Origin of the sequence: Corynebacterium sp. UMB10321 (assembly GCF_030228725.1) — a bacterium.
GTDB lineage: Bacteria > Actinomycetota > Actinomycetes > Mycobacteriales > Mycobacteriaceae > Corynebacterium > Corynebacterium pseudogenitalium.
In genome coordinates, this window is record NZ_JASOZC010000003.1 from 41150 (window position 1) to 66199 (window position 25050).

Annotated in this window: 24 protein-coding genes; 22 read left to right on the forward strand and 2 right to left on the reverse strand. The window is 56.2% G+C overall.

Annotation, left to right across the window (positions count from 1 at the left end):
• Positions 1-56: 56 nt before the first annotated feature.
• Both QP752_RS04695 and QP752_RS04700 read right to left on the reverse strand, forming a co-directional pair.
• Positions 57-506, reverse strand: a complete 450-nt coding sequence (locus tag QP752_RS04695; protein ID WP_070477049.1) for a YbjN domain-containing protein — start codon at positions 504-506, stop codon at positions 57-59.
• On the reverse strand, positions 496-966 hold the full coding sequence (locus QP752_RS04700) for a hypothetical protein (RefSeq protein WP_070362398.1): 471 nt from the start codon (positions 964-966) through the stop codon (positions 496-498). Before QP752_RS04700 ends, QP752_RS04695 begins: the two co-directional genes overlap by 11 nt.
• Before the next feature lie 229 nt (positions 967-1195).
• On the opposite strand from QP752_RS04700, the gene pyrR reads away from it, so the two are divergent.
• The 22 genes from pyrR to uvrC all read left to right on the forward strand — a co-directional run bounded on the left by pyrR (position 1196) and on the right by uvrC (position 25038).
• Entirely contained in the window at positions 1196-1765 is a 570-nt protein-coding gene (gene pyrR / locus QP752_RS04705) for a bifunctional pyr operon transcriptional regulator/uracil phosphoribosyltransferase PyrR (protein ID WP_070362399.1), read from the forward strand.
• Positions 1762-2682: an aspartate carbamoyltransferase catalytic subunit gene (locus QP752_RS04710; RefSeq protein ID WP_070362400.1), complete on the forward strand. Its 921-nt coding sequence runs from the start codon at positions 1762-1764 to the stop codon at positions 2680-2682. The genes pyrR and QP752_RS04710 overlap by 4 nt, the downstream gene beginning before the upstream one ends.
• A gap of 2 nt (positions 2683-2684) precedes the next feature.
• Positions 2685-3965: a dihydroorotase gene (locus tag QP752_RS04715; RefSeq protein ID WP_070362401.1), complete on the forward strand. Its 1281-nt coding sequence runs from the start codon at positions 2685-2687 to the stop codon at positions 3963-3965.
• A gap of 14 nt (positions 3966-3979) precedes the next feature.
• The gene (carA, locus tag QP752_RS04720) at positions 3980-5125 is read left to right on the forward strand and encodes a glutamine-hydrolyzing carbamoyl-phosphate synthase small subunit (RefSeq protein ID WP_070477051.1); all 1146 of its coding nucleotides are present in this window, start codon (positions 3980-3982) and stop codon (positions 5123-5125) included.
• A 24-nt stretch (positions 5126-5149) separates the two neighbouring features.
• The gene (gene carB / locus QP752_RS04725) at positions 5150-8500 is read left to right on the forward strand and encodes a carbamoyl-phosphate synthase large subunit (RefSeq protein WP_284804667.1); all 3351 of its coding nucleotides are present in this window, start codon (positions 5150-5152) and stop codon (positions 8498-8500) included.
• A gap of 2 nt (positions 8501-8502) precedes the next feature.
• On the forward strand, positions 8503-9303 hold the full coding sequence (gene pyrF, locus QP752_RS04730) for an orotidine-5'-phosphate decarboxylase (RefSeq protein WP_070477054.1): 801 nt from the start codon (positions 8503-8505) through the stop codon (positions 9301-9303).
• 217 nt (positions 9304-9520) lie between these two features.
• Positions 9521-9844, forward strand: coding sequence for an integration host factor, actinobacterial type (gene mihF, locus QP752_RS04735; RefSeq protein ID WP_070363511.1), 324 nt, complete (start codon positions 9521-9523; stop codon positions 9842-9844).
• A gap of 4 nt (positions 9845-9848) precedes the next feature.
• Positions 9849-10442: a guanylate kinase gene (gene gmk, locus QP752_RS04740; RefSeq protein WP_070362405.1), complete on the forward strand. Its 594-nt coding sequence runs from the start codon at positions 9849-9851 to the stop codon at positions 10440-10442.
• A 36-nt stretch (positions 10443-10478) separates the two neighbouring features.
• Positions 10479-10781 (forward strand): DNA-directed RNA polymerase subunit omega, encoded by a 303-nt coding sequence (rpoZ, locus tag QP752_RS04745; RefSeq protein WP_240492815.1) that lies wholly within the window; start codon positions 10479-10481, stop codon positions 10779-10781.
• A gap of 85 nt (positions 10782-10866) precedes the next feature.
• Entirely contained in the window at positions 10867-12084 is a 1218-nt protein-coding gene (gene coaBC, locus QP752_RS04750) for a bifunctional phosphopantothenoylcysteine decarboxylase/phosphopantothenate--cysteine ligase CoaBC (protein WP_083290776.1), read from the forward strand.
• 122 nt (positions 12085-12206) lie between these two features.
• The gene (metK, locus tag QP752_RS04755) at positions 12207-13433 is read left to right on the forward strand and encodes a methionine adenosyltransferase (RefSeq protein ID WP_070477058.1); all 1227 of its coding nucleotides are present in this window, start codon (positions 12207-12209) and stop codon (positions 13431-13433) included.
• Between the two features lie 11 nt (positions 13434-13444).
• On the forward strand, positions 13445-15454 hold the full coding sequence (locus tag QP752_RS04760; RefSeq protein WP_070477060.1) for a primosomal protein N': 2010 nt from the start codon (positions 13445-13447) through the stop codon (positions 15452-15454).
• Positions 15455-15496: 42 nt separating this feature from the next.
• Positions 15497-15997 (forward strand): peptide deformylase, encoded by a 501-nt coding sequence (gene def, locus QP752_RS04765; protein ID WP_070477062.1) that lies wholly within the window; start codon positions 15497-15499, stop codon positions 15995-15997.
• Positions 15997-16929 carry a methionyl-tRNA formyltransferase gene (fmt, locus tag QP752_RS04770; RefSeq protein WP_070477064.1) on the forward strand — a complete coding sequence of 311 codons (933 nt, stop codon included), beginning with the start codon at positions 15997-15999 and terminating at the stop codon, positions 16927-16929. Before def ends, fmt begins: the two co-directional genes overlap by 1 nt.
• Positions 16926-18380, forward strand: a complete 1455-nt coding sequence (locus tag QP752_RS04775) for an RsmB/NOP family class I SAM-dependent RNA methyltransferase (RefSeq protein ID WP_284804673.1) — start codon at positions 16926-16928, stop codon at positions 18378-18380. The genes fmt and QP752_RS04775 overlap by 4 nt, the downstream gene beginning before the upstream one ends.
• 4 nt (positions 18381-18384) lie before the next feature.
• A complete protein-coding gene (gene rpe / locus QP752_RS04780; RefSeq protein ID WP_070362413.1) occupies positions 18385-19050 on the forward strand; it encodes a ribulose-phosphate 3-epimerase in 666 nt (221 codons plus the stop codon).
• The gene (gene ribD, locus QP752_RS04785) at positions 19047-20012 is read left to right on the forward strand and encodes a bifunctional diaminohydroxyphosphoribosylaminopyrimidine deaminase/5-amino-6-(5-phosphoribosylamino)uracil reductase RibD (protein ID WP_070362414.1); all 966 of its coding nucleotides are present in this window, start codon (positions 19047-19049) and stop codon (positions 20010-20012) included. Before rpe ends, ribD begins: the two co-directional genes overlap by 4 nt.
• Positions 20012-20599 (forward strand): riboflavin synthase, encoded by a 588-nt coding sequence (locus QP752_RS04790; protein ID WP_070362415.1) that lies wholly within the window; start codon positions 20012-20014, stop codon positions 20597-20599. Before ribD ends, QP752_RS04790 begins: the two co-directional genes overlap by 1 nt.
• 11 nt (positions 20600-20610) lie before the next feature.
• Positions 20611-21879: a bifunctional 3,4-dihydroxy-2-butanone-4-phosphate synthase/GTP cyclohydrolase II gene (locus QP752_RS04795; protein WP_070977199.1), complete on the forward strand. Its 1269-nt coding sequence runs from the start codon at positions 20611-20613 to the stop codon at positions 21877-21879.
• A complete protein-coding gene (gene ribH / locus QP752_RS04800; protein ID WP_071572598.1) occupies positions 21880-22368 on the forward strand; it encodes a 6,7-dimethyl-8-ribityllumazine synthase in 489 nt (162 codons plus the stop codon).
• A gap of 45 nt (positions 22369-22413) precedes the next feature.
• On the forward strand, positions 22414-22947 hold the full coding sequence (locus tag QP752_RS04805; RefSeq protein ID WP_252930861.1) for a PH domain-containing protein: 534 nt from the start codon (positions 22414-22416) through the stop codon (positions 22945-22947).
• A 15-nt stretch (positions 22948-22962) separates the two neighbouring features.
• Complete coding sequence (gene uvrC / locus QP752_RS04810; protein WP_284804674.1) at positions 22963-25038, forward strand: excinuclease ABC subunit UvrC; 2076 nt, start codon at positions 22963-22965, stop codon at positions 25036-25038.
• Positions 25039-25050 lie beyond the last annotated feature (12 nt).

Below are 25050 nucleotides of genomic sequence, written 5' to 3' on the forward strand. Positions count from 1 at the left end.
AGTTTTCCGCTGTAAAAAAGTGGGAGGCAACGAATCAACGCGTTGCCTCCCACTTTTTAGTTTCCGCGTTGAACGGCTTCAGCGATCGTTTCTGATAGCACTTTCATCATATTTTGTGCATAGAGCACCTGGTCGACACTACGGCGGAGAGCACTCGAAAGTTGTTCATCGGTCATGCCCGCGGCAACGTGTATCTCGCTTTCAGAACGGACAACTAGTGTCTCCCCTCTGTTTGCCACAACCGCGCGGCAACCGAGCAGCGAAGAGTTCGTCTGGTTCGCGGCGAGATAGAGTGAGGGATCTGTGGAGTCGGAAGGAACGTCTGTTTCGGCATCGGCGCGGACGATCAACACGGTGTCCAGGAGTACAAACAAGACATGGAAATCATTCAGGTTTGCATGCGCGACGCGCCCTGTCGGATCATCGGACAGTTCGATGCCGTGACCCCGCATTTGTTCAATGATGCGTTCGATCGTTACCTGGGGCGTAGAAGTACTAGTGCTCAACGTGGGGGTCCTTCCAGTTCACTAACGTGGGAAATGACGTTTCCAGAAAATCAAAAGCCTGCAGTGTTGATTCGATCGATGTGACGATAAATGCGCCCAATTGATCTGGTGTTAACCCGTTTGTGACGTCTGTCGTACGGATTGCGCTCACCGCCAGCGATGGTGCATCGCTTCCTGTTTCGTTTTCGAAGAAACGCAAGGTTGGCGCAAAATGGGTTTGGTTATGTTCGTTCATTGCCAAGAGCAAGTGTGAAGCCATTTCTTGTGGCACAGCACCGCGCCAAATGGATTCGAAAATCAGATAACTATCATCCAAAGCGCACACAGTCGCGCAGTTGACGAATCCGCTTCGCAAAATATTTTCTTCAATGCGGTACTCAAGGTCCTCATTTTCAAAAATGGCTGCAACATCTGCAAGCGAAACCGGACTGGGCTGGTCAGGGATTTGTTGCGTCGTCATTGTTCCAACCCTACCAATCATTCGTCGGCCAACTACCTATGCGGAATCCTGAGAAAACTTGGCGGGTACACCTGTATAGGGGAAGCGAGCAATCTAGTGAAGAGAATTATTGACCGATATAGCGAGACGCCTTTGTGAAGGTGCTAAGATTCTGACCAGTCTCAGCATAGACAAATACCAATTTCGACATCCTTTAAATTCCGCACAGCGAGGCGGGGAAGGAGGTTCGATGAGTGACAAGCAACGCGTGACGTCTGCGCTATTAAATGAGCGTGACGTTGAGCGAACAATTGCACGCATCGCGCACCAGATCATTGAAAAGAATGCGCTTGATTCGGAGTCTTCAGACACTCCAGTCCTATTGGGTATTCCTTCGGGGGGAGTGCCACTAGCAGAGCGGATCGCGGATGCGATTCAGTCTTTTACCGGGATCACCGTCCCCGTAGGCAGCCTGGATATTACGCTGTACCGAGACGATCTCCGAGACAAGCCTCATAGGGCGCTAATGCCGACGAACATTCCGGTTGAGATCAATAACGCAACGATAATCCTCGTAGATGATGTTTTGTTTTCCGGTCGGACCATCCGCGCGGCACTCGATTCGTTGCGAGATCTTGGTCGACCACGCACTATTCAGCTTGCAGTCCTAGTTGATCGTGGACACCGCCAACTACCAATTCGCGCCGACTACGTTGGCAAGAACATTCCAACCGCCATTGCTGAAGATGTCACGGTGTCTCTGACCCCAATTGATGACATCGATGCGGTGACGCTGACCAAGGAGGTCACCACCGAATGAAGCACCTGATTTCGATCGACGATCTCAGCGTTAACGACATTCACCTCATCATGGATGAGGCAGATCGGTTCCGAGAAACCCTCGAGGGTCGCGAGATTAAAAAGCTCCCAACGCTGCGTGGACGTACGATCTTCACGCTTTTTTACGAGAATTCAACGCGCACGCGCTCCTCATTCGAGACTGCAGGTAAGTGGATGAGCGCTGACGTCATCAATATTTCTGCGTCCTCTTCTTCCGTGAAGAAGGGCGAGTCGCTGAAGGATACGGCCTCGACGATCGCTGCAGTCGGCGCTGACGCCATTGTCGTTCGCCACCCATCGTCTGGAGCAGCGAAACTCATTGCTGACTGGGTTCCTAATGTATCTGTTGTCAATGCGGGCGATGGCCAGAACCAGCACCCGACGCAGGCGCTCCTTGATGCGGTAACAATGCGTCAGAAGATTGGTGAAATCGCCGGCAAGAAAATCATCATTGTCGGCGATATTTTGCATTCAAGGGTCGCACGCTCCAACGTGCAACTGCTGTCGAAGCTTGGCGCGGATGTCGTACTCGTTGCACCACCAACCCTGTTGCCAGTTGGGGCGGAGTACTGGCCATGCCGTATCAGTTACGACTTTGATGCCGAGATTCCAGACGCGGACGTTGTAATGATGCTGCGCGTTCAGGCAGAGCGTATGCATGGCGGGTTTTTCCCATCGCACCGCGAGTACGCCACGCTGTTCGGACTCAGCAAACAGCGAGCACAGCAAATGAAACCCGGCGCCATCATCATGCACCCGGGCCCAATGCTGCGCGGTATGGAAATCAACTTTGATGTTGCAGACCGCGAAAATACTGCTGTACTGCAGCAGGTCTCAAATGGTGTTTATACGCGAATGGCTGTGCTGTTCGCTTTGTTGGCTGGAGAGGATAGCTAGAAATGTCAGTAATTGCATTGACAAACGTTCGGCCATACGGCGAATCCACCGTAAACGTCCTGATCAAAGATGGGCAGATTGCTTCGGTAGGGGAAGACGTCGATACCTCGAAGGCTGACGAAGTACTAGATGGTCAGGGTTGGGTGCTGCTGCCTGGCCTGGTGGACATGCACGTCCACCTCCGTGAGCCGGGCAGGGAAGATACGGAAACCATCGCCACAGGTTCCGACGCAGCTGCGAAGGGCGGTTTTACAGCCGTGTTTACGATGGCTAATACGCGGCCGGTGATTGACCAGCCATTCCTTGCTGAAGCGGTGTGGAACAAGGGGCAAAGCTACGGTAAGTGCGACGTGTACCCGGTTGGATCTATCACGCAAGGGCTTGAGGGCAAGCAGCTCACCGAGATGGGATTGATGTCGAAGTCCCATGTTCGTATGTTCTCGGACGACGGAAAATGCGTAAACGATCCACAAATCATGCGGCGCGCAATTGAATATGCGAAAGCATATGATGTGCTGCTCGCACAACACGCCGAGGATCACCGTCTGACTGAAGACGCCAGCGCTCACGAAGGGCCAATGGCTGCGAAGCTGGGCCTTCGTGGATGGCCGCGCGTAGCTGAAGAATCGATTGTCGCCAGGGACATGATCATGTCGCGCGATTACGGCGGACGTCTCCACGTCTGCCACGCTTCGACGGAAGGAACTGTTCAGCTCTTGCGCCTGGCGAAGCAGCATTCCTCAAAGATTACGGCGGAGGTTACACCGCACCATCTGCTGTTGACAGATGAGAAGCTGGAAACGTTTAACGGAAACTTCCGGGTAAACCCGCCGCTGCGTGAGCACAGAGACACAATTGCGCTTCGTGACGCTTTGCTGAACGGGATTATTGACGTAGTTGCGACGGACCATGCCCCGCACGGTTCGGAAGAAAAGTGTGTGGAGTTTGAACACGCGAAGCCAGGCATGCTGGGGCTCGAGACATCGCTGGCAATCATCGCGCGTGTCTTCGTTGAAGCGGGGTTGGCAGACTGGCGGTTCGTCGCAAAGGTAATGAGTGAGAGACCAGCTGAGATTTTGAGGCTGGAGGACCAGGGGAGACCGATTACTGCTGGCGAACCAGCAAACCTCACCTTGGTCGACCCGAATTCGCCGTGGACGGTAGAGCCGGAAGAGTTGGCGTCGAAAGCCTCGAACACACCATACGAGGGAATGCAGTTCAATGCGCAGGTCAAAATGACGATGCTGCGTGGAGCTATTACGTACCAAGCTGATAACGAGTAAAGGAACTAAACAATATGGTTAATGAACGTATCCCAGCGCTTCTCGTGCTTGGCGACGGAAAGGTTTTTCGAGGCTTCTCATTTGGGGCGAAGAAGCAGGTCTTCGGAGAGGCAGTGTTTAGCACCGCGATGACGGGCTACCAGGAAACGATGACTGACCCGTCCTACCACAAGCAGATCGTGACCCTTACAGCCCCACAGATCGGCAACACCGGTTGGAACGACGAAGACAATGAGTCCCACGACAACAAGATCTGGGCTGCTGGCCTTGTGATCCGCGATCTTTCCACCGTGCACTCGAGCTGGCGCGCAAAGCGCAGCCTTGCAGAACAGATGGAAAACGAAGGTATCCCGGGCATCTACGGGGTGGACACTCGTACTCTGGTGCGTCATCTCCGCAATCACGGCTCTATTGCGGCAGGAATTTTCGTCAGTGAAGACACCGAGCGTCCAGTCGATGAGCTAGTGAAGCTGGTGAACGAGCAGCCTGCGATGGCTGGGGCAGACCTCAGCGAAGAGGTCTCGACGAAGCAGCCGTACACTATCCCCGCTGAAGGCGAGAAGCGTTACACCGTCGTCGCCTACGATATGGGTATTAAGACTGCTACGCCTATGCAGTTTGCACAACGGGGCATTGAGACCGTCGTGGTGCCGGCAAATACTCAGCTAAAGGATATTGAACAGTACCGACCGGATGGTGTGTTCGTCTCGAACGGTCCAGGAGACCCATCCACCGCAGATGAAATGGTGGCGATTGTTCGCGATATTATCGCTGCTGAGATTCCGTTCTTCGGGATCTGCTTCGGTAACCAAATCTTAGGTCGTGCGCTTGGCCTCGAGACATACAAGCTGCGCTACGGCCACCGGGGAGTCAACGTTCCGGTGAAGAACCTGCGCACGGGAAAGATTGATATCACGAGCCAAAATCACGGTTTTGCCCTCCGCGGCAAGGAAGGCGACACATTCGAGACAGATTTCGGCCCGGCGTCCATCACACATGTCTGCCTGAACGATGGCACCGTCGAAGGCGTGGCATTGGACAACAACATGGCGTACTCCGTGCAGTATCACCCCGAATCAGCCGCCGGACCGCACGATGCGAACCCGCTGTTTGACCAGTTCATCTCGTTGATGGACTCGAAGAGCCCGAACAACCAGTAACCAGCATTAGAGGAGATTCACACAATGAAGCGCGAAGATATCAACCATGTGATGGTTATTGGCTCCGGGCCAATCGTTATTGGCCAGGCGTGCGAGTTTGACTACTCGGGGACGCAGGCTTGTCGCGTCCTGAAGGAAGAAGGGCTACGAGTCACGCTCATTAACTCGAACCCGGCAACGATCATGACGGACCCGGAGTTTGCGGATCACACCTATGTTGAGCCGATTGACCCAAGCTACATCGACATGATCTTGGCCCGTGAAGCAGAGCAGGGGCATCCAGTCGATGCGATTCTGCCAACGCTCGGCGGTCAAACTGCCTTGAACGCAGCGATCCAACTTGAGCGCCAGGGTATCCTGGCAAAGCATAACGTGGAGCTTATTGGCGCAAACATCGATGCAATTGAGCGCGGTGAGGATCGGCAGAAGTTCAAGGACATCGTCGAGAAGATCGGCGGTGAATCTGCCCGCTCACGCGTGTGCTACTCGATGGGTGAAGTCCACGAGACTGTCCAGGAGCTTGGGCTTCCGGTCGTTGTCCGTCCTTCCTTCACCATGGGCGGTCTTGGCTCTGGTCTCGCGTTCACCATGGAGGACCTTGACCGCATCGCAGGTGGAGGACTTGACGCCTCCCCGGAGGCAAATGTGCTGATCGAGGAGTCTATTCTCGGCTGGAAAGAGTTCGAGCTTGAGCTTGTCCGCGACCGCAATGACAACGTCATAGTGGTCGCCTCAATCGAGAACGTTGATGCGCTTGGTGTCCACACGGGTGACTCTGTCACCGTCGCGCCGGCTATGACGCTGACGGATAGGGAGTTTCAGACCATGCGTGATCAGGGTATCGCCATTATCCGCGAAGTGGGCGTCGATACGGGTGGCTGCAATATTCAGTTCGCGGTGAACCCAACTGACGGGCGCATCATCACAATTGAGATGAACCCACGTGTCTCTCGCTCTTCGGCTCTTGCGTCGAAGGCGACGGGCTTCCCGATTGCAAAGATCGCCTCCAAGCTGGCTATTGGCTACACGCTGGATGAGATTCAAAACGACATCACCGGGGTGACCCCAGCCGCGTTTGAGCCGACGCTCGACTACGTCATCGTCAAGATGCCTCGCTTTACGTTCGAGAAGTTCCCTGGATCAGACGAGACGTTGGGCACCTCGATGAAGGCTGTTGGCGAAGCAATGGGCATTGGGCGCAACTACATCCAAGGCTTGAATAAGGTCATGCGGTCAATGGAAGAGAAGCCGAACGGTTTCTGGACGAAGCCGGATAGCTACTTTGCTGAAGGCCGTGAGAATGATGTGGATGCTGTCCTCCAGGATCTGCGCATCCCGACCGATAAGCGCATGTACGATGTTGAACTCGCGCTGCGCTTGGGCGCGAGCATCGAGCAGGTCTACGAAGCCAGTGGGATTGACCCGTGGTTCCTCGCTGAGTTGGCAGCGCTCGTTGAGTTCCGCCAGGCGCTTATCGACGCCCCCGTTCTCGACGCTGAGCTGCTCCGCGAAGCGAAAGTTTTCGGGCTCTCTGATGCACAGATTGCCGCGCTTCGCCCTGAGCTAGCCGGCGAAGATGGCGTACGATCACTCCGGTGGTCTCTTGGTGTCCACCCTATATACAAGACCGTTGATACTTGCGCGGGTGAGTTCGAAGCGCAGACGCCGTATCATTACTCCGCGTACGAATGGGATCCGGAGGCAGAGTCTGAGGTCGCCTCCTCCGATAAGGAGAAGGTGCTGATCCTGGGCTCAGGCCCGAATCGCATCGGTCAAGGCATCGAGTTTGACTACTCGTGCGTCCACGCCGCGCTGGAGCTCTCGCGGGTTGGCTACGAGACAGTGATGATCAACTGCAACCCGGAGACCGTTTCCACTGACTACGACACGGCTGACAGGCTCTACTTCGAGCCTCTGACATTCGAAGATGTCATGGAGATCTATCGCGCTGAGTCTCTGTCTGGCACGGTTGCAGGGGTTATCGTGCAGTTGGGTGGTCAGACGCCACTCGGGCTCGCGCAGCGACTCGCCGACGCCGGGGTGCCGGTAGTCGGAACTAGCCCCGAAGCCATCGATTCCGCGGAAGACCGGGGCGAGTTTGGCAAGGTGCTCGACGCTGCCAAACTGCCTGCGCCAGCGTACGGTACCGCCGTTTCCTTCGAAGAGGCACGTCGAGTAGCAAATGAGATTGGATACCCCGTCCTTGTTCGTCCTTCCTACGTGCTGGGCGGTCGAGGCATGGAGATTGTCTACGACGAGCAAAGCCTTGAAGACTACATCAATCGCGCGACCGAACTCTCGCCGGATCATCCTGTGCTTGTTGACCGCTTCCTGGATTCCGCGATTGAGATCGACGTCGACGTGCTGTCGGATGGTAAGGACGTCTACCTCGGTGGCGTCATGGAACACATCGAGGAAGCCGGCATCCACTCCGGCGATTCGGCCTGTGCGCTGCCTCCGATGACCATTGGGCCAGAGGATATTGAAAAGGTGCGTCGTTCTGCAGAGGCGTTGGCGCACGGTATCGGTGTTACTGGTCTGATGAACGTACAGTTCGCGTTGAAAGACGACATTCTCTACGTCATTGAAGCCAACCCGCGTGCGTCGCGAACCGTTCCTTTCGTGTCGAAGGCGACCGGCGTACACCTAGCCAAGGCGGCTGCTCGTGTGATGATGGGTGCGACCATCGCAGAGCTGAAGGCCGAAGAGATGATCCCGAGTGACTACGACGGTGGCTCGCTGCCACTTGATCACCCAATCGCAGTGAAAGAGGCCGTGTTGCCGTTCAACCGCTTCCGTCGGCCGGACGGAGCGATGCTCGACACCATCCTTGGTCCAGAGATGAAGTCGACTGGCGAAGTGATGGGCTTAGCGCCGTCGTTCGGAGTTGCCTACGCGAAGGCTGAGGCAGCAGCCTTTGGCGCACTTCCGACGGAAGGCACAGTATTCGTTTCTGTCGCCAACCGTGACAAGAGAACCCTGATTTTCCCAATTCAGCGCCTTTCCACAATGGGATTCAAGATTCTGGCTACAGGCGGCACAGCCCAAATGCTGCGAAGGAATGGGATCCCTTGCGAGATCGTATTGAAGGCCTCAGACGTCCGAAACGGGGCGGAAGGCAAATCGATCGTCGACTGCATTAACGATGGTGAGATTGACCTGATTCTGAACACGCCCGCAGGATCTTCAGGTGCACGCCACGACGGATACGATATCCGCGCCGCAGCCGTTGCACACGGTGTACCACTCATGACGACAGTTCAGGGCGTTACCGCCGCAGTCCAAGGCATCGAAGCGCTTCGTGACAATGAAATCGCTGTCATGAGCCTTCAGGAACTTGAGTCCGAAACTCGGACTGAGAACGGAGATAAGTAGCCGTGTCCTTTGCGCTCGACTTACACAGTGCTGCCCGTGAACACGGGCAGCTGTGTGTGGGCATCGACCCGCATGCACAGATCCTTGAGCAGTGGGGTCTCCCAGATACCGTAGATGGCCTTGCCGCGTTTTCCGATGCCTGTGTTGAGGCGTTTGCCGGCCATGCAGCTGTGGTCAAGCCACAGGTCGCGTTCTATGAACGATTTGGATCCGCAGGCTTCCGCGTCCTAGAGCGACTCATTCAACGCTTCCGGGAGTCACGAACGCTTGTGATAGCAGATGCGAAGCGAGGGGATATCGGTTCGACAATGCAAGGGTATGCCGACGCTTGGCTTCGACCGGGATCGCCCCTAGAAGTGGATGCCCTCACGCTGACTCCGTTTCTTGGCGTTGGTTCCCTTGCCCCTGCAATCAACACTGCCTTCGAGTATGGGAAAGGAGTATTTGTTATGGCTGCTAACTCGAACCCGGAGGCGCAGGAGTTCCAATCTCAACAGATAGACGGTGTAACAATCGCGCAGCAGATGGTTGATGCCTGTGAGGCGCTGAATAGCACGCACCGTTCAGATGTGGGGATTGTGGTGGGGGCGACGCTCTCATACGCGCTTGATCTTTCGAGGTTTACTGGGCCAGTTCTTATGCCAGGCGTTGGCGCACAAGGGGCTAGCTTTAACGACGTTCGTGAGATCGCGGGGAAGAGAGTTGGGCAGTTTTATCCCAATATGTCACGTGGGATTCTTACTGCTGGTCCGGACCCAGATGAACTGCGAAAACGTGCTGTTGACCAGGCGAATTGGCAATAGGGACAGCTCGTATTTACCAGATTGCATAATTGCTGGTAGTTTAGTTGCGTCGATGCGTTGACGTGGCTAAACGCCATGCAATACATCATGAAGAAAACTTCCTAGTGCTACACTGGCTCGGAGCCGCTTGCTTAGTCCGGTACTATCGGGGCTGGTAAATCGCGGTCCGGTGCCAAAGCACTGGAGCAATAGAACTACTATCTACATGGAGGAAACCGTGGCACTTCCACAGTTGACCGATGAGCAGCGCAAGGCAGCACTTGAGAAGGCAGCAGAAGCGCGTAAGCAGCGTGCAGAGCTGAAGGCTTCGCTGAAGCGCGGCGACACGAACCTCGCTGAGGTTTTGGAGAAGGCAGCTACCGATGAAATCATCGGTAAGACCAAGGTCTCTGCGCTCCTGGAGGCTCTGCCAAAGGTTGGCAAGGTGAAGGCTCGCGAGATCATGGAAGAGCTTGAGATTGCACAGACGCGTCGTCTGCGCGGTCTGGGTGACCGTCAGCGCCGTGCCCTGCTTGAGCGCTTTGGTTTCTCCGAGGACTAATCCAGTGTCGACTCCCACTTCACGCGGTAATCTCGTAGTTCTGGCCGGCCCGTCAGCGGTAGGGAAGTCAACCGTTGTGCAGCGCTTGCGCACAGAAGTTCCTGAACTGTACTTCTCTGTCTCAATGACAACGCGCGCACCTCGGCCGGGCGAACAGGACGGCAAGGATTACTTCTTTGTTACGCCCGATGAGTTCCAACAGAAGATTGATTCGGGCGAGATGCTTGAGTGGGCAGATATCCATGGAGGGCTCCAGCGCTCCGGTACTCCAGCTTCTCCAGTGCGCGAGGCGTTGGAGGCTGGTCGGCCAGTCCTCGTCGAAGTCGACTTGGTTGGAGCTCGAAACATCAAAGGCTTGATGCCCGAGGCGGCCACCGTGTTCTTGGCCCCGCCGTCGTGGGAGATTCTTGTAGAGCGACTCACTGGCAGGGGCACGGAGACGCAAGAGGTGATCGAGCGTCGTCTGGAAACTGCCCGCAACGAGATTGCGGCACAGGACGAATTCGACAACGTCGTGGTCAATGACAACATCGATGACGCTGTCGCTGCTATAGTGGACCTTCTTGTGGGGTCTGACGGCCGAGACACTGACAATTAATTGAAGTACAACGAGAAGTAGGTTGAATTGAGCACGATCAACAGCGATCTGTTGCAAGATGGCTCTGCGGGCGACGCGGAAGAAAAAGCATACGACACCCCTGATGGTATTACCGCACCCCCGATTGATGAGCTACTGACGAAGGTTTCGTCGAAGTACGCCTTGGTAATCTTTGCGGCCAAGCGCGCCCGCCAAATCAACAGCTACTACCAGAACTCAGACGAGGGCGTTTTTGAGTTCATCGGGCCATTGGTGACGCCAGAGCCGGGTGAGAAGCCGCTTTCGATCGCGCTTCGTGAGATCAACTCGAGTTTGCTCGAGCACGAAGAGGGCATGTAACTCCCCGCACCCTCATATCACACACTTGCCCCGCAGTGGCTCCCTAATGGAAGCGGCTGCGGGGTTTTGCGTACACTCTTTTGCTATGAACGAAGTGAGCAAGGTAGTCGTTGGCGTTTCGGGCGGTATCGCAGCGTACAAAGCCTGTCAGATTGTTCGCGGATTTCGCGAGCAAGGGGTTGACGTACGGGTTATTCCGACAGAAAACGCCTTGAAGTTTGTAGGTGCGGCCACTTTTGAGGCGCTGTCTGGCGCTCCGGTAGACACTGATGTTTTTTCGCGCGTTGATGAGGTGCAGCACGTACGAATCGGGCAGGATGCGGACGTCATTGTGGTGGCTCCAGCTACTGCAGACTTTCTGGCGCGCGTGGCTGGTGGGCGCGCTGATGATCTCTTAACTTCCACACTGCTCATGGCAACGTGTCCCGTCGTGCTCGCTCCGGCAATGCATACTGAGATGTGGAACAATCGCGCTACGCAACACAACGTGTCGGTCCTTCGCTCTCGGGGGTACACCGTACTGGAGCCAGCGCATGGGCGGCTGACGGGCAAGGACAGTGGGGCAGGTCGGCTTCTCGACCCCTCGCAGATTGTCAAGCTGACAGAGACCGTGGCTGCTACCAGGCCAATTGAGCAAACGCTCAAGGGTAAAAGAGTGTTGATCAGTGCCGGAGGCACTCGGGAGCCACTTGATCCTGTCCGATTCTTGGGGAATCATTCCTCCGGCAAGCAAGGTTTTGCTCTGGCAGAGATTGCGGCACAAAGAGGTGCCCACGTTGATATCGTCGCCGGTGCCATTGACCACTTGAGCATCCCCGCTGGTGCTGAGATACATCGTGTCACTACTGCTCTCCAGATGAATGAGGCGATGCGCAGCCTTGCTCCACAAGCCGACATCATCGTTATGGCTGCTGCTGTAGCTGATATGAGGCCACGGCATGCGGCGCAGAAGAAACTGAAGAAAGATGGCAACAGTCAAGAGCTTTCTCAGGTGGACCTGGTTGCAAACCCCGATATTTTGCAGGGACTTGGTGAGATGAGGAAAAAGGGGCTTACCTCTGCGACGATTATTGGGTTCGCTGCGGAGACCGATAACGAACTTGAGAACGCCCGGCGCAAGCTGCAGCGCAAGGGAGTGGACGGTCTGATGGTGAATTCGGTGGCGCAGGGAGCTGTCTTCGGGCAGGCACACAATCAGGGGTGGTTCCTTGATAGTTCGGGTCGGGAACAGGCGATTCCGCATGGTACAAAGCTGGAAGTTGCAGTGCACCTGCTGGATAAGGTTGAGTCACTCCACATGTAGAAACGACGTTTGAATTATTAGACCGAGTGGTCTACTCTAAGGTGCATTGCATCAACGGTTGGCGATGGTACGTCTTCGCTGGCCATTCTCTGTAGGAACGAAAGAGCAAAAGGAAGACCGCTTTGTCTACACGTGATACTGGTACGTACTACCGTTTATTCACCAGTGAATCGGTGACTGAAGGTCACCCCGACAAAATCTGCGACGCAATTTCGGACGCGATTTTGGACGACATGCTCAAGCAGGATCCGTCCTCGCGTGTCGCTGTAGAAACCTTAGTGACGACCGGTCAGGTGCACGTGGTGGGTGAGGTACAAACCGAGGCTTACTCAAACATCGCCAAGATTGTCCGCGACAAGTTGGTCGGAATCGGGTTTTCTTCGTCGGAGGTGGGCTTTGATGGCCGTACATGTGGAGTGAACATCGCCATCGGCGATCAGTCTGCTGAAATTTCGGACGGCGTTAGTTTTTCTCAGGAGTCGCGCGAGAACGACACCATCGAAGCGCTCAACCAAACAGGTGCTGGTGATCAGGGGCTGATGTTTGGTTACGCTACGAATGAAACCGAAGAGTACATGCCGCTACCAATTGCGCTTGCGCACCGACTTGCGCGACGCTTGACCGAGGTGAGAAAGATGGGCACCGTTGTGGGCTTGCGCCCGGACGGTAAGACTCAGGTGACGTTCGCTTACGACGGCGACACCCCAGTGGCACTGGATACCGTGGTTATTTCCACGCAACACGACCCGGACTTCGTCGGAGAGGAACTCGAGAACGCGCTCCGTACCCATGTGCTCGAGTGGGTAATCGCTGACGCTGGGTTAGAGAAGTTCTACACGGATGACACCAAGCTGCTGATTAATCCCTCGGGTTCGTTTGTGCTTGGGGGCCCGATGGGAGACGCCGGGTTGACTGGGCGAAAGATCATCGTAGACACATATGGTGGCATGGCCCGGCACGGCGGTGGTGCGTTTTCCGGCAAGGATCCATCAAAGGTTGACCGCTCTGCTGCGTACGCAACTCGTTGGGTTGCCAAGAATATTTGTGCAGCTGGTTTAGCAGACCGCGTCGAGGTGCAGGTAGCGTACGCGATTGGGCGAGCAACCCCGGTTGGCCTCTACGTTGAGACGTTTGGCACCGCAGCTGAAGGACAGACGAACGAGTCAATTCAGCAGGCTGTGGAGAAGGTCTTTGATCTTCGTCCGGCCGCAATTATCAAAGAACTTGACTTGCTTCGCCCAATTTATGCCCAAACGGCTGCGTACGGTCACTTTGGGCGCACGGATGTCGACTTGCCGTGGGAGCGTTTGGACAAGGTAGATGACCTGCGCGCTGCAGCAGGGGTATAAGGCACGGCTGAATGTCGAAGCAGCCCGCAACCTTCCTTCCTGTCGCTAAGGTGCTACCGCAGCTTGGGTTGGCACATCTAGACCGCACCTTTGACTACTACGTAGCTGAAGAGCAGTCAGAAGATGCGCAGCCGGGAACGCGGGTGCGGGTGCGGTTCGCTGGTCGACTTGTTGATGGGTTGATTCTTGGCCGGACGGAGGCCCCTGAGCATGTAGGTAACTTGCGGTTCCTCGAGCGCGTGATTTCATCGGAGGTTGTCGCTCCAATCCAGTTACGCCAGCTTGTCGACGCACTCGCTGAGCGCTATGCCGGCGTCAGGTCTGATATCTATCGCTCAGCGATCCCTCCTCGGCATAAGAAAGCTGAAGAGACAGACACTTCTACACCTTGGGCGGAGCTTGGTGAGGCCACCGAGCCAGATCTTTCGGGATGGAGTACATATCAATACGGTGAATCATTCGTCGATGCTGTGCTTGCCAGAAAGCTAGTGCGAGCAGCGTGGCAGGTTGCACCAGGTGCTCCGTGGGCAGGTCCTGTTGCTGCTTTGGCTGCAAAAGTCGCGCTTGACGGTGGCGGAGCACTCATCGTCGTACCGGACCAGCGAGATGTAGATAGCCTCGAAGCACAGTTGAAGAAGGTGGTCGGGCCTCGGCAGATAAGCACGCTCACTTCTGCACAGGGTCCGCAGGCAAGGTATTCACGATATCTTTCGGCATTGCATGGGCAGGCCCGAATCGTGGTGGGGACTCGCTCTGCCGCGTTTGCGCCGGTACAGGATCTTCGACTGCTTGTGCTCATGGATGATGGCAACGACAATCTTGTTGACCCGCGTGAGCCGTATGTGCATGCTCGCGAGGTCTTGACGACGCGCTCCGCGCTTGAGCACGTCCCTTTAATCATCGGTGGTGTCGCAAGAACTGCAGAAACCCAAATGCTGGTCGAATCGGGTTGGATGCATGGGTTGGAGGCGTCGAAAGGCACGATTCGAGAGCGGATGCCGCGGATCTATGCAGCGGGGGATTCCGACATCGCACTAGAACGTGACCCACGTGCAAGGCAAGCAAGGCTTCCTTCTGCGGCGTTCCAAGCAGCAAAGCGGGCTCTTGAGCGTAATCGCCCGGTGCTGTTTCAGGTGCCTCGTGCTGGATACATTCGTGCGCTGGCTTGCGGTGATTGCCGCACTCCGTCGCGGTGTCGTGCGTGCAATGGACCGCTCGAGTTGCCACAAAGTGGGGATGCCTCCGCACCAACCTGCCGGTGGTGTGGCCGCATAGATCCGTCTTATCGTTGTGTTGCATGTGGTTCGCGAAAGCTGCGCGCAGTGGTATTGGGCACAGACCGGACGGCAGAGGAGCTTGGCCGAGCATTTCCTCATGTTCGTGTGCGGAACTCCTCGGGCGAGAAGGTACTCGCTGAGGTTGAGCCTCAGGCACAGCTTGTTGTAGCCACGCCCGGCGCGGAACCCGTAGTGGAAGGCGGGTACGGAGCAGCGGTGCTGATGGATGCGTGGGCGCTGCTGCAACGTCCAGACTTGCGAGCAGCTGAAGAGACATATTCGAGATGGATAGCGGCTGCAGCGCTGGTTGAGCCCCATGAACGCGGCGGGGAGGTCGTCGTGACCGCTGATCCGGGAATTGCGGTTGTGCAGTTCTTCCTGCGCTGGGATCCGTCCGGCTATGCGGCGCTTGAGCTTGGACATCGAAGAGAGGTTTCGTTTCCGCCAGCTGCTCACGTAGCAGTGGTGGACGCACCACGTGTCGCTTTGGAAGATTTTTTCGCACATACGACGCTTCCTTTAGCTGCTGAGTTATTGGGGCCTGTCGACTTACCGAGCGGGGTCTCATTACCTGGCACTTGGGACGAGCAGCAGTTCGGCCCTGCGCAGCGCATGCTGGTGAGGTGCGCAGTGCAAGAACGGAATGAGCTAGGTCGTGCTTTACGGGCTGGAGTGATCAGTAGAGCGACGCGCAAGCAGGATTTACCGCTGCGGGTGCAGGTTGACCCTCTGCATATTGGATAGTGTTGCGCCCGTGGAGCCGAGAGGTGGGTAGACTATCGATCCATGACAGTTCGCAGGCTTCGATTGCTCGGGGATCCTGTGCTCAATGAAGTAGCTCAAGAGGTTACTGAGTTTGGCGCTCGGATTCGCACGCTGGTCAATGACATGTTCGACACAATGGATAACGCAGGTGGTGTTGGCTTGGCTGCAAATCAGATTGGCCACAGCCAGAGGGTGTTCGTCTTCGATTGCCAGGGGCTTCGGGGACACATTGTGAACCCGTCGTGGTCGCCGCTTTCTGGGGATAGTCAGCTGGGTACTGAAGGGTGTCTGTCCATTCCCGGTGTTAGGGCCGATGTGGAGCGATATCGCTCCGTAGTCTGCAACGGTGTCGACGCAGAGGGACATCCGTTGTCGATCCTGGGAACAGGACTCCTCGCGCGGTGCATTCAGCACGAGACTGACCACCTTGACGGCGTTGTGTTCTTGGAGCGTCTGTCTGCGGAAGAAAAGAAACAAGCTATGTCACAAGTTCGAACATCAACGTGGTGGAAGGAACGGTAATGCGTATTGTGTTTGCTGGGACGCCAGAACCTGCAGTCGTGGCGCTGGAGGCGTTGCTTCATTCAGAGCATGAAGTAGTTGCGGTGCTCACGCGCCCTGACGCGCCGAAGGGGAGGGGGCGGACGCTTCACCCGTCGCCCGTTAAGAAAGTTGCGCTTGAGCATGGCATTGAAGTACTTGAGCCGAAGACATTGCGTGGTAATGCAGAAATCGTCGAACGTCTACGTGCGATTGCTCCAGATGCGATTCCCGTAGTAGCGTACGGCAACCTTGTTCCACCTGAGCTGCTCGACTTGCCTCAGCACGGGTGGGTGAACCTCCACTTCTCGCTTCTGCCTGAGCTCCGGGGAGCAGCTCCAGTCCAGGCTGCAATCTTGTCGGGATTGACGACGACCGGTGCCACGACATTCCGCATCGATGAGGGACTCGATACAGGTCCAGTTCTGGCTACGTTTGAGGAAGCGATTTTGCCTACCGATACCGCGGACGATCTCTTGACCAGGCTTGCGTACGAGGGTGCTGACTTGCTTGTTGCCACGATGGATGGTCTCGCCAGTGGCAGCATAGTACCGGAACCACAGCCCGTGGATGGCACATATGCCCCGAAAATTCAGAGCAAGGATGCTCGGATTCAGTGGGATTGTGACGCCGAAGTAGTTGATCGTACGATCCGCGCATACACGCCAGGACCTGGTGCGTGGACAATGCTCGGTGAGCAGCGTGTCAAAATCGGGCCGGTGTCGATCGGTGACTCGGATACGCTTGGCGCGGGCGAAGTGGCCGTCGAAAAGAATCGGGTGCGAGTTGGGACTGGGACAGTCGATGTGATCTTGCAAGAGATACAACCGCCTGGGAAGAAGCGTATGGCTGCAGATGCGTGGGGGCGCGGGCTCGCAACCGAGACTATTGAGGCAGGGGTGAAATTTGTATGAGCGGAGGGTTCCGATCCCGGTCTGCGGGGCGTCGTAAGCCTGCGACAGTAAGCAAGAAGACGGCGAAGGTTGCACAAAAGCGAACCAACCAGCAAGCGCCAAAGGTTGATATTGGTGACCCTGCTCGTGAGGCAGCGTGGTCGACGCTGATGCGCGTCGACATAGACGGGGCGTTCGCGAACTTGGTCTTGCCAGGAATACTCCGTGAACACAAGGTGCGCGGCAAGGATGCTGCATTTGCCACGGAGCTGACGTATGGAGCACTGCGATCGCTCGGAGTGATTGATGCAGTTCTTCAGGAGTGCTCGAGCCGCGCTATTGCTGATCTCGATGCTGAGGTACGCGCAGCTCTGCGATTAGGCGCTTACCAGTTGCTGTACACCAGAGTCGGGCAGCATGCCGCGGTTGATACTTCTGTGCGCTTGGTTATCGGCGCTGGGAAACAGGGCGCGAAAGGTTTTGTTAATGCGGTGCTGCGAACGATGAGTCGGCAACCCTCGAAGCACTGGATAGACACCTGCAAGCCCAATGAGCCACTGGAGCGCATCGCGTTCGAGCACGCGCATCCTGTTTGGATTGCTCGTTCTTTTGCAACGGCGTTAGGGGTTGAAGCAGATGATCCGGAGCTGGCCGAGGCCCTCGAAGCTGACTCGGAGCGTCCCATCGTGCATCTTGTCGCACGGCCCGGCGAGATCTCCGCGGAGGAGTTGGCACTCATCACTGGTGGCGACATTGGCAAGTACTCCCCGTATGCCGTGTATTTGCCTGAGGGGAACCCAGGTGAGCTGCAGCCGGTACGTGATGGTTTCGCAGCGGTACAAGACGAAGGCTCTCAGTTGATAGCACGGGCACTTGTCCAAGCGACCGTCGCTGACGACCAGGGACGCTGGTTGGACCTCTGCGCAGGCCCGGGTGGCAAGGCTGCATTCATCGGTTCCTTGGCGGCAATTGATGGTGCACGCGTTGATGCAGTCGAGGTTGCGCCTCACCGTGCGGAGCTTGTGCAGAAGGCGACGAAAGGTTTGCCGGTCAGTGTTCGCACAGGGGACGCGACAACCATTGAGCTCGAGTCTGGATACGACCGAGTGCTTGTCGACGCCCCCTGTTCCGGCCTCGGATCGTTGAGGCGTCGGCCTGAAGCACGCTGGACGAAGCACGAGTCAGATATCGCTTCGCTCACCCAGCTACAGCTCAAGCTGCTCAACACAGCCATTACTGCGACAAAACCTGGTGGCGTAATCGTGTACTCGACATGTTCGCCAGATATTCGGGAGACCAGAGGCATCGTTGACGCTGTGCTGGCCACAGGCGAAGTCGAGGAGTGCGACGCACAGCAACTTGTTGCGCCAATGGAAAACGTCGGTCCACATCGTAGTGTGCAGATGTGGCCACACCGCCACGGAACTGACGCAATGTTCTTCGCAGTTCTTCGCAAGAAAACACTAGGGTAGAGGCATGATTTATATTGCGCCGTCCATCCTCGCCGCGAACTATGCAGCTCTCGGCGAAGATGTTGAGAAAGTTCCGAACGCCGACATGCTCCACGTAGACATCATGGACGGTCATTTTGTGCCGAACCTTTCTTTTGGTCCGGATGTGACCAAAGCAGTCAACGGGGTGACCGACCAGTTTCTCGACATGCACCTCATGATCGAGGAACCTGAGCAGTGGTTCGAGACCTATGCCAACGCTGGTGGTGATCGAATGATTTTCCACGTCGAGGCAACGAATGACCACGTCGCTGCTGCGAAGCAGTGCCGTGAATTAGGCGTGCAGGCGGGATTTGCTATTAAACCGGGCACACCAATCGAGCCATACCTCGACGATCTTGAGCATTTCGAGGAAGTGCTCGTGATGAGTGTGGAGCCCGGTTTTGGCGGACAGAAGTTCATGCCGGAAGTGCTCTCGAAGGTGTTTACCCTGCGTGACCACATTCGCGCTGCTGGCTTGTCCACGGTAATTGGGATCGATGGTGGCATCGCCAACTCCACAATTGCTCAGGCGGCCGAGGCCGGTGTGGACGCCTTCGTGGCTGGATCCGCAGTATTCGGCGCAGATAATCCCGCTGAAGCAGTAGATACGCTGCGTCGGATGGCAAAGGAAGCGGCTGGCGTCGCGTGATCGAAGCAGCTATCGCAGCAGGGGATGCAGTCCGCGGGACTACGAGTCCCAATCCACCAGTTGGATGTGCGTTGTATAGCCCAGACGGAGTTCTAGTCGCTACCGGTGCGACGGCCCCCGTCGGCGGGCCACATGCGGAGGTTCAAGCACTTCGTAAGGCAGGAGCTCGTGCAGAAGGCGCTACAGCCGTTGTCACGTTGGAGCCGTGTAACCACACTGGACGAACTGGCCCGTGCACAGAGGCACTGATTTCTGCGGGTGTTGCCAAGGTTGTGTATCTCACGGCTGACCCGAATCCTCTCGCTACAGGCGGTGCTCAGCGGCTTGAAGCCGCGGGTATCGACGTCCGCTTCGAGCCTTACCGCGTTGAAGCCCTTCAGCCTTGGATTTCCTCCATACGCCACAATCGGGTCAGCGTGACCGCGAAGTTTGCGATGACGTTGGATGGGTTCACCGCAGCGATTGACGGCTCCAGCAAGTGGATTACCGGACCTGAGGCGCGCCAGTTCGTGCACCGTGACCGCGCTCAACGCGACGCCATCATCGTTGGGACCGGAACCGCGATCACTGACAATCCTTCGCTCACCGCGCGTAGACCGGATGGAAGCCTGTATCCGCACCAGCCTCGCCGCGTTGTAATCGGCACGAGAGAAGTGCCCGAAGGAAACTTACGCGAGCTAGGCTTTTTGCAGTATCCGACCCCTGAGGCAGCATGCGCAGAACTTTGGGAACTTGGCTGCCGTGACGTACTTGTTGAGGGTGGAGCGAATCTCCTCAGCAGCTTCTTTACCCGCGGTGTTGTCGACCGGGTGCAAGCATATATTGCGCCAAAACTGCTAGGCCAAGGTCGCTCGGTGCTGGACGCTGCACTGGCGCGTACGATAGGCGACGCATTCGAATTTAAGATCTGCGACGTGCACCAACTTGGCGAGGACGTATTGATAGAAATGGAGACTGCATAGTGTTTACAGGACTGGTTGAGGAAGTTGGTTCGGTGGCGTCAATCGAGCCACTCGACGACGCAGTTCGGATCCGTATCGGCGCAGAGACCGTACTTGCAGGAGTGGAACTTGGAGACTCGATTGCTGTCGACGGGGTGTGTCTCACAGTAGTTGAGGCCACAGAAAATTCTTTTACTGCAGACGTCATGCTTGAAACTTTGCGTCGTTCCCGTATCGGTGAATACAAGGAAGCAACCCTGGTCAATCTTGAGCGCGCACTAGCAGTGGGAGACCGACTTGGTGGTCACATTGTGCAGGGGCACGTCGATGCAGTGGCGACACTTCAACATCGCTCGCCTGGTGAGCACTGGGACGTACTGCGGTTTTCGCTCCCTGAAAAAGTACGAAAGTACGTGGTGGAAAAGGGCTCTATCACGATCAGCGGGATCTCGTTGACCGTCTCTGCAGTAGGAGATGGTTGGTTTGAAGTTTCGCTCATCCCTGCGACCCTACAGGCGACAACCGCAGGCTCATGGAAATCAGGTGATTCGGTCAACATCGAAGTCGATATCATTGCCAAATACGTTGAGAACATGGTGAGGCACTAACATTGGGTTCCATGAATGCTCCTCAGGACTCCGTTGGACGTAATTCGCAGCTAGACACCGTCGAAGATGCAGTAGCAGCTATTGCTCGCGGTGAAGCAGTCGTTGTTGTTGACAACGAGGATAGGGAGAACGAGGGGGACCTCATCTTCGCCGCCGAGTTCGCAACCCCAGAGCTCGTAGCGTTTATGGTGCGATACACCTCCGGATACATTTGCGTCCCGCTCGAGGACGAGCGCGCAGATGAACTGCAGTTGCCACCGATGGTGGCGCACAACGAAGATGCACGAGGTACCGCCTATACGGTCACTGTCGATGCAGCGACAGGATCGACAGGTATTTCCGCAACATCGAGAGCTGAGACTATTCGACGCCTCGTCGATACGAAGTACGGGCCGCACGACTTCACTCGTCCGGGCCATATCGTGCCTCTGCGCGCACGCAAGGGAGGGGTGCTCACGCGGGATGGACATACCGAGGCCTCAATCGATCTCGCGCGCTTGGCAGGACTTACTCCGTGCGGTGTGCTCTGCGAAATTGTGTCCGAGGAGGATCCGACGGATATGGCGCGGTTTGATGAACTGCGCAAGTTCAGCGACCGGCACGGTCTCAAGATGATCTCCATCGAGCAGCTTATTGCTTATCGACGCCGCCATGAGATGACAGTCGAGCGCACTGTCGAAACCAAGTTGCCGACCGAGTTCGGTACGTTTGCCGCGTACGGTTATCGCAATCGCATCGATGGTTCCGAGCACATCGCATTGGTAGTCGGGGACGTCGCGAACTGTGACGATGTACTTGTGCGGGTTCACTCCGAGTGCTTGACGGGGGATGCCTTTGCGTCGAAGCGGTGCGACTGTGGTCCGCAGCTCCACGAGTCGATGCGTCGGATTCAAGAAAAGGGTTGTGGTGTGCTCGTGTATGTTCGCGGGCACGAAGGTCGCGGTATCGGTCTCCTCGCCAAGCTCGAGGCCTATCGCCTGCAAGACCAGGGCCTTGACACCGTTGATGCCAACCTTGAGCAGGGGCTGCCCGTCGATGCCCGCGAGTATTCGGTTGCCGGACAGATTTTGAAAGACCTTGGTATTATTTCGTTTACACTGTTATCCAATAATCCGGAAAAGGTGGAAGCGCTCAGCGGCTTCGGTCCGATCGTGAAAGAGCGGGCTCGAATCGAAATTGTGCCTACTCACGAGAACATCCGGTATTTACGAACCAAGCAGTTGCGCATGGGGCATGATCTCCCGTTGGCTGCTTCGTGGACTGAGCAGGAGGACGATTAGATGGCAAGTGTCGGTGCACCTGATGCGCAGACGATAAGTGGCGAGGGCTATACAGTCGCCATTGTTTCGACACTGTGGAACCAGAAAATCGTGGAGCGTCTCCGGGACCGGGCGATCTCGACTGCCCGAGAAATGGGTGCTAAGTATGCGGAATTTACCGTCGCTGGCGCGTTAGAATTGCCGGTTGTGGTGCAGGCCTGTGCTCAGCGTTACGACGCTGTCGTAGCGCTAGGGTGCGTAATTCGAGGTGAGACGGCGCACTTTGAGTATGTTTGTGACTCGGTGACCGCAGGGTTGACCCGCATCGCACTCGACGAATCAACGCCGGTCGGAAACGGAGTACTCACCGTCGAAGAAGAAGACCAGGCCTACGAGCGTGCTGGTGGAGAGGACGCGAAGGAAGACAAGGGCGCGGAAGCCGTGCAGGCAGCAATCGGTGCCCTCATCGAGCTTGAAAAAGTCCGAGCGACCCCGAAGAAAGATTCATAACTGAAAGAACGTAGCGTGTGCTACGGCAGCGAGGAGTAAAGAGTAGTGAGCGAAGAACAGTCGGTTGCACGCAAGATTGATGAAGCGGAGCTTGCATACCTCAACGCACTAGACCCACATGCTTCGATCTCGACTAAGCCGTGGGAGCTGACGATTCGGTCCCCATTTCTGAAGAAAGTCGCAGCTGTATGCATTCTTGTGCTGATGGCCGTGCACATCTTCATGGCCGCTGTCGTTGACGTGGAATTTTCGGGCCTCACAATTACGTGGCTCGACAAGTTTGCTTTCGTTGGAGTCGGTATCATCCTCTCGATTCTGACCTGGCTGGTGTTGACGCGGCCGTGCGTCCAGGTCAATGAGGACGGCGTCGAGGTAGCCAACATTATCGGGACGCGATTTTATCCCTGGCTAGTTATCTACGGGCTTTCGTTCCCAAAGGGCGCCCGAATGGCCCGGCTAGAGCTTCCGGACTTTGAATACGTTCCGCTGTGGGCGATTCAGGCTGCAGATAAAGAGTTAGCGTTGCAGGCAGTTGCGGAGTTCCGCGAGCTCGAAGCTAAGTACATGCCGTCAGAATAGGGAGCGCGGAGCGTCTTGGCTGATCCCACTTCCTACCGTCCGGCTCCAGGGACGATCCCCACCGACCCAGGTGTTTATAAGTTTCGCGACCCTCATGGTCGCGTCGTCTACGTCGGTAAGGCGAAGAACCTGCGAGCTCGACTCAGCAACTATTTCCAGCCTCCGGCGCAGCTCCATCCGCGAACGCGCCAGATGGTTTTTACCGCCAGCTCCGTGGAGTGGACCGTTGTAGCGAGCGAAGTCGAGGCGCTGCAGCTTGAGTACACGTGGATCAAGAGATTTGATCCCTGGTTCAACGTCATGTACCGGGATGACAAGACGTATCCCATGCTCGCTGTGAGCGTGAAAGAGCGCTACCCCCGGGCATTCTTCTACCGGGGGCCGAAACGAAAAGGTGTCCGCTACTTTGGGCCGTTCTCGCACGCGTGGGCCGTACGCGAAACGCTTGATCTATTGACGAGAGTGTTTCCGATTCGTACCTGTTCGAACGGTGTGTTTAATCGACATGAGTCGCTCGGGAGACCATGCCTGTTGGGCTACATCGATAAGTGTTCGGCACCGTGCGTACAACGTGTTGATCAACAGGAATATGACGAGATTGTTGCCGGGTTCCTCTCGTTTATGGGCGGACGAACAGAGCACGTTGTCAGATCCCTCAAGCAGCAAATGGCTACTGCGGCAGAACAACTCGAGTTTGAAAAGGCAGCGCGTCTTCGCGATGACCTTGGCGCACTGGACAAAGTGATGGAGCGCCAAGCCGTAGTGCTCAGCAGTGATACGGATGCTGACATCATTGCTATGGACAGCGATGAGCTGGAAGCAGCTGTGCAAATCTTTAACGTTCGTGGTGGTCGCATTCGTGCCCAGCGAGGCTGGGTCGTTGAGAAGACCGGCGACGAACCCGGCAGTTTGGACCGGTTAGAAGAGGGGGAAAAGGACCCTGCAGTTCCCACACTGATGCAGGACTTTCTGGTTCAGTACTACTCAGATGCCGTTGAGCGTGACGCCCAGGAGCGAAAAGAAGACCTGCAAATTACAGAGCAATTCCGACGAAGGGGCGTCGATAAGCAATCGCATCGCGAAGCGGTGCCGAGTATTCCGGTGCCGCGTGAAATCCTTGTTGCGGAACTTCCAGAAGAGTTGGCCGACGTCTCTACGCTATTGACACAGCTTCGAGGTGCGCAGGTTGACATCCGCGTGCCGCAACGTGGCGACAAAGCAGCGTTGCTGGAGACAGTCCACCGCAATGCCGCTGAAGCACTCCATCAGCACAAGCTGAAACGCGTAGGCGATCTCACTGCCCGTTCACAGGCATTGCAGGATATTCAGTCGGCGCTTGGCATGGATGAAGCTCCGTTACGAATTGAGTGCACCGACATTTCTCATATTCAGGGCACAGACGTTGTGGCGTCGCTGGTTGTGTTTGAAGATGGTCTGCCGAAGAAGAACGATTACCGGCGATACCAAATTAAAGAAGCAGCCGGCGATGGGCGCTCCGATGATGTTGGATCGATAGCTGAGGTCACTCGACGGAGGTTTAAGCGCTACCACGAGGACAAACTCGCCAATCCCGACGAAGAAGTAAGCAAGATGATGTTTGCGGAGGAGGCGAGTGAGGTTGCTTCCACCGGCAATCAACGATTTGCCTATCCACCACAATTGTTTATCGTCGACGGCGGAAAACCACAGGTAAACGCAGCACAGGCGGTATTCGATGAGCTTGGTATCGTGGATGTACAGCTCATCGGGCTGGCAAAGCGACTGGAAGAAATCTGGGTTGCCGATGACGATGAACCAATCATTTTGCCCAGAAACTGCGAGGGTATGTACCTGCTGCAACAGATACGAGACGAAGCTCACCGCTTCGCGATCACCTATCACAGACAGCAGCGTTCGAAACGGATGAGAGCATCAGTACTGGACAACGTACCGGGGCTGGGGCCTGCTCGGCGAAAAGAACTGGTGAAGCATTTCGGCAGTGTCAAACAGATTCGCAAGGCTTCGCTTGAGCAATTGCAGGAGGTAGCGGGGGTCGGGCCGAAGTTGGCAGAGACGATTTACAAGCACCTACACAAGGACATCGAAGCCTAGCTAGTATGGGCC

Excerpts from the sequence above, each read along its gene's own strand:
- QP752_RS04715 (WP_070362401.1), top strand. The coding sequence starts at position 2,685 with ATGTCAGTAATTGCATTGACAAACGTTCGGCCATACGGCGAATCCACC.
- QP752_RS04760 (WP_070477060.1), top strand. The coding sequence starts at position 13,445 with ATGTCGAAGCAGCCCGCAACCTTCCTTCCTGTCGCTAAGGTGCTACCG.
- def (WP_070477062.1), top strand. The coding sequence starts at position 15,497 with ATGACAGTTCGCAGGCTTCGATTGCTCGGGGATCCTGTGCTCAATGAA.
- pyrR (WP_070362399.1), top strand. The coding sequence starts at position 1,196 with ATGAGTGACAAGCAACGCGTGACGTCTGCGCTATTAAATGAGCGTGAC.
- rpe (WP_070362413.1), top strand. The coding sequence starts at position 18,385 with ATGATTTATATTGCGCCGTCCATCCTCGCCGCGAACTATGCAGCTCTC.
- carB (WP_284804667.1), top strand. The coding sequence starts at position 5,150 with ATGAAGCGCGAAGATATCAACCATGTGATGGTTATTGGCTCCGGGCCA.
- QP752_RS04775 (WP_284804673.1), top strand. The coding sequence starts at position 16,926 with ATGAGCGGAGGGTTCCGATCCCGGTCTGCGGGGCGTCGTAAGCCTGCG.
- QP752_RS04710 (WP_070362400.1), top strand. The coding sequence starts at position 1,762 with ATGAAGCACCTGATTTCGATCGACGATCTCAGCGTTAACGACATTCAC.
- carA (WP_070477051.1), top strand. The coding sequence starts at position 3,980 with ATGGTTAATGAACGTATCCCAGCGCTTCTCGTGCTTGGCGACGGAAAG.
- ribH (WP_071572598.1), top strand. The coding sequence starts at position 21,880 with ATGGCAAGTGTCGGTGCACCTGATGCGCAGACGATAAGTGGCGAGGGC.
- QP752_RS04700 (WP_070362398.1), bottom strand. The coding sequence starts at position 966 with ATGACGACGCAACAAATCCCTGACCAGCCCAGTCCGGTTTCGCTTGCA.
- QP752_RS04795 (WP_070977199.1), top strand. The coding sequence starts at position 20,611 with ATGAATGCTCCTCAGGACTCCGTTGGACGTAATTCGCAGCTAGACACC.
- coaBC (WP_083290776.1), top strand. The coding sequence starts at position 10,867 with ATGAACGAAGTGAGCAAGGTAGTCGTTGGCGTTTCGGGCGGTATCGCA.
- fmt (WP_070477064.1), top strand. The coding sequence starts at position 15,997 with ATGCGTATTGTGTTTGCTGGGACGCCAGAACCTGCAGTCGTGGCGCTG.